This is a genomic window from Aeromonas rivuli, from assembly GCF_000820045.1.
In the GTDB taxonomy this organism is placed as follows: Bacteria; Pseudomonadota; Gammaproteobacteria; order Enterobacterales; family Aeromonadaceae; genus Aeromonas; species Aeromonas rivuli.
In genome coordinates this window covers 1-3,026 of record NZ_CDBJ01000073.1, presented here as the reverse complement: position 1 = coordinate 3,026, position 3,026 = coordinate 1, and the positions used below count along the sequence as shown (strand labels likewise).

8 protein-coding genes are annotated in these 3,026 nt (G+C 56.1%); 1 reads left to right on the top strand and 7 read right to left on the bottom strand.

All coding sequences use genetic code 11. From position 1 onward, the window contains the following. Positions 1-54: 54 nt before the first annotated feature. The 4 genes from BN1130_RS22945 to BN1130_RS17715 all read right to left on the bottom strand — a co-directional run bounded on the left by BN1130_RS22945 (position 55) and on the right by BN1130_RS17715 (position 1,427). Positions 55-498, bottom strand: a complete 444-nt coding sequence (locus BN1130_RS22945; protein WP_232302056.1) for a hypothetical protein — start codon at positions 496-498, stop codon at positions 55-57. A gap of 1 nt (position 499) precedes the next feature. Further along, the gene (locus BN1130_RS23270) at positions 500-703 is read right to left on the bottom strand and encodes a ParE family toxin-like protein (RefSeq protein ID WP_442316545.1); all 204 of its coding nucleotides are present in this window, start codon (positions 701-703) and stop codon (positions 500-502) included. Between the two features lie 49 nt (positions 704-752). Then, a complete protein-coding gene (locus BN1130_RS17720) occupies positions 753-1,040 on the bottom strand; it encodes a helix-turn-helix domain-containing protein (protein WP_157014081.1) in 288 nt (95 codons plus the stop codon). Between the two features lie 207 nt (positions 1,041-1,247). Then, a complete protein-coding gene (locus BN1130_RS17715; protein WP_042043621.1) occupies positions 1,248-1,427 on the bottom strand; it encodes a hypothetical protein in 180 nt (59 codons plus the stop codon). A gap of 17 nt (positions 1,428-1,444) precedes the next feature. Between BN1130_RS17715 and BN1130_RS22400 the strand changes: the two genes are divergently transcribed. Then, positions 1,445-1,600, top strand: a complete 156-nt coding sequence (locus BN1130_RS22400) for a hypothetical protein (protein ID WP_157014080.1) — start codon at positions 1,445-1,447, stop codon at positions 1,598-1,600. Between the two features lie 48 nt (positions 1,601-1,648). Here the strand turns inward: BN1130_RS22400 and BN1130_RS17710 are convergent, their stop codons facing one another. The 3 genes from BN1130_RS17710 to BN1130_RS17700 form a co-directional block, all read right to left on the bottom strand. Further along, on the bottom strand, positions 1,649-2,071 hold the full coding sequence (locus BN1130_RS17710) for a hypothetical protein (protein ID WP_042043620.1): 423 nt from the start codon (positions 2,069-2,071) through the stop codon (positions 1,649-1,651). 11 nt (positions 2,072-2,082) lie between these two features. Continuing rightward, complete coding sequence (locus BN1130_RS17705) at positions 2,083-2,565, bottom strand: phage regulatory CII family protein (RefSeq protein WP_042043623.1); 483 nt, start codon at positions 2,563-2,565, stop codon at positions 2,083-2,085. Positions 2,566-2,640: 75 nt separating this feature from the next. Then, on the bottom strand, positions 2,641-2,967 hold the full coding sequence (locus BN1130_RS17700; RefSeq protein ID WP_084218250.1) for a Cox family DNA-binding protein: 327 nt from the start codon (positions 2,965-2,967) through the stop codon (positions 2,641-2,643). Between the last annotated feature and the right edge of the window lie 59 nt (positions 2,968-3,026).

Below are 3,026 nucleotides of genomic sequence, written 5' to 3'. Positions count from 1 at the left end.
TGTCATTCGTGCCATGTTTCATTGCGTTTTCCTGATTGTGCTCAATGTTTGAACTCACCTAATCACCTCGCCAAGCCCATGAAGTGGAGCGCACTCTTGCCACCAGTCGCCGATCTCGGTGGCCAGCGCCGTTTCGCCTTGTCCCAATGCTTGCCAATAGAGGGATTTGAACGCCCCCAGGATCAGCAGTTCATCGACTTCGGTTAAGGGATCATCGGTTTCAAACTCAGCCCTGGCACGTAGCCAGTGAATAGCCAACTGACTGGAGTGCTGAGCGGTGGTTGCTTCTTTCCCGGGCTCATTGTCCTCAGCACCTTCATCGTCCATCAGCACAGCCGGGTTACTGGTCGCAACCAGGTGGATCTGGATGTACTGCTGGCCGGTATGGATCCCACCCAAACAAATCCGGTAATCCTCGGCATGGGCAGCAAACATATTCGCCAGCAGCGCCTCGATGGCCTTGGGTGCCTGGCGGGCGATCTTTATTGCGTCGCTCATTTCATCCTCGGCGCTTTCTCGCGGTCAGTTTGTTGTAGCGTTCGTGGGTCATCAGTTGGAAATGTTGAGCGCCACAGGGGCGAAACAACCGATATCGGTACCCAACTGCGATGACGTCCCCACAGCCTGAGAGCAGTCGGCGAGGTCGTTGGCAGGCCAGTACCCCCGCCGCTTTTTTCTGAACCTGGGCCGGGATACGGCCCATGTTTTTGAAACCTTCCATGTGCATCACTCCAGCGCAGCCCCTTATGGGATTAGTTGGGATGGGTTGGGCATATTTGCTCGGGGATGATTAGCGACCCTTTCATGAGCCAGACAACGAAATCAGATAGGCCTGGGGTTGCGATGATGCGAAGCAATAGACCGCCCCCAATCTCGCGGTAACCCAGTTCGTAGTTTTTGAGCGTGGTCGGTGGGATCCCCAGTTGTTCGGCGAACTTGGGGCGGCTCATACCCAGAGACTCACGCAGTTGGCGCAAGCGTTGACGAGTGCCGTCGTTCAGCTCGGTCATGGAGGGCAATTCAGCGTTTTGCAAAGACATAGCGGGGACTCCGGCAAGGGGTGATGGCGTTGAGGTGGCAATGCAGGTCGAGCCAGCGCACGGCCTCGATCTCGCATTTTCGCGGGTGGTAGTAGTTTGAGTTCGGTGCAGGGCACCGCTGCATTGCAGACAGGCGCAGTGCTAGCAGGGTACTGCGCACCCCATGGGCGGCGACGCGTGGGCTGATGTGGTAAAAAACAGGGGGCTTCATGCGATCCCCTCCACAATCTGGACGCGGCCACTGGCCAGGTTTTCAAGTCGGGCATAGCCATGCAGGCCGCGAAGCCAACAGGTACCGATGCAGGTGTATCCCTGCAAGAACAGATATCTGTGCGCATCCTTGAGCCCGGGAACGGTACGACGAGTAACAATGGCGGCACTGGCCATCAGAGACCTCCTTTTCGATGACCGACCAGCGCGAAAAGCGAGCCCCACGCCATGGCGGTGGGACGTTCGGCAACGGCGATACGGTCAGGGTGAAAAACGAAGTGACGGCCAGCGTGACCAGCCAGTTTGCGTTGTTGCAGCCGGGCATTGCGGACAGCCCGTTCAATAGGTAATATTTGCATATCAATATTCCGTAGTAGGTTGTTGATGAAAGAGCCCCGTTAGGTGTTTGCAGCACCAGTGATCGGGGTTTTCTTTTGCCCGCAATTTGCGGGTTTGTGCTGATTGACTAATGTGCTCAGCAGATGCTTGCTTCTCTCCAGCCGGTCGGCATGGCTTGTTGCCTCCTTTCTTTCCCCTCTTGGTTGTTCCGCAGATACACATCCCTGGTGCCATTCGTAATGGGACATACAGCCGTGAAACAGCGCTTGCCACTCGAGCCGGATGACGGCTTGGCGAACGGACTCCCGGTCATCCCTTGCCATCGCCGTGATGGCCAATTCGGCATACGTTTCAGGATTGAGGCGAGCTGTGTAACAAATGGCACTGCGTTGGTCTTTGTTGGCGCAAAGCCAGTAGCGAGCGACGGCGGATTTGCTGCCTTCGACCTGCTCGCGCAGTAATGACAATCTCAATGGGTTCATGGTGGTTCCTTTCACATCGCCAGGGCGGCGAGTGGTGACACAGCCTGGAAGCGCTGCTCAACGTCGTGGATCAAGATGGCCAATGAGCCCATGGCGGCAGTGGCCACGCTCACCAGGGAGTTGCGTTCAGTGCGGGTGATCCGACCTCGTTCGGTCAGTTCCAAAGCCCGTTGGCCAATGGTGGCCACGGCAGCGTTCAAGCCGATGGCCTGATGGGGCAGGGAAGGAGCGCGTTCGGTGCAAGGAATGGCAATGGCCGTTAGTCCGCATTCGAACAACAAGCCATCAAGGAGTGTTTCGTCATGGGTGGCGTGGTAGAGCGCAACCAAATCATCGCCCGAAAGTTTGTGTTTCTGTGCTTGGTTGAACTTGTTGCGCAGTACGTGAGAGGACATACCTATGCTGGCCGCCACACTCTCCATGTTGTGCTGTTCCACGAAGCTAGCGCAGGCAGCACGATAGTAGGGGTGTAGATTCGTATGGTTATCAGACACTGTGAAATCCCTTGAAGCATCGCTATGGTTAGGCTGCAAATGAGCCACAAAAGGAGAGGCAAACATGCAGCCCACTCAGACACTCAGTCCCAACCATGCGAGCCAACCATCACGTATTTCTTTGGGGCGGCTTTCAAAGGCCAATTTCACACCTGCGTTCCAGGCAGGTAGGTATACGTAATAGTCCCCCCGTGCATTGGGATTCCCCGGCACCTTCATCTCAACACCGGGCAACTTGCCCATCTTGATCATCTCGACCACGGCTTTGCGGGTCTTGCCGATGGCATGGCCAAACGCATCTGCTGTGACAGCATCGGTTTGTACCAATGAAGGGGTGAGACCGATTGCAAATCTGGCGGGCACCTCGATCTCGGCGCTCTGGGTTTTGGTTGGATCACTCATATCTGATACCCTCTCTGGTTGCCCCCTGTTGGCTGTAGAGAGCTTTCAGGGGCTTTAAA

Excerpts from the sequence above, each read along its gene's own strand:
- BN1130_RS22945 (WP_232302056.1), bottom strand. The coding sequence starts at position 498 with ATGAGCGACGCAATAAAGATCGCCCGCCAGGCACCCAAGGCCATCGAG.
- BN1130_RS23270 (WP_442316545.1), bottom strand. The coding sequence starts at position 703 with ATGGGCCGTATCCCGGCCCAGGTTCAGAAAAAAGCGGCGGGGGTACTG.
- BN1130_RS17720 (WP_157014081.1), bottom strand. The coding sequence starts at position 1,040 with ATGTCTTTGCAAAACGCTGAATTGCCCTCCATGACCGAGCTGAACGAC.
- BN1130_RS17715 (WP_042043621.1), bottom strand. The coding sequence starts at position 1,427 with ATGGCCAGTGCCGCCATTGTTACTCGTCGTACCGTTCCCGGGCTCAAG.
- BN1130_RS22400 (WP_157014080.1), top strand. The coding sequence starts at position 1,445 with ATGACCGACCAGCGCGAAAAGCGAGCCCCACGCCATGGCGGTGGGACG.
- BN1130_RS17710 (WP_042043620.1), bottom strand. The coding sequence starts at position 2,071 with ATGAACCCATTGAGATTGTCATTACTGCGCGAGCAGGTCGAAGGCAGC.
- BN1130_RS17700 (WP_084218250.1), bottom strand. The coding sequence starts at position 2,967 with ATGAGTGATCCAACCAAAACCCAGAGCGCCGAGATCGAGGTGCCCGCC.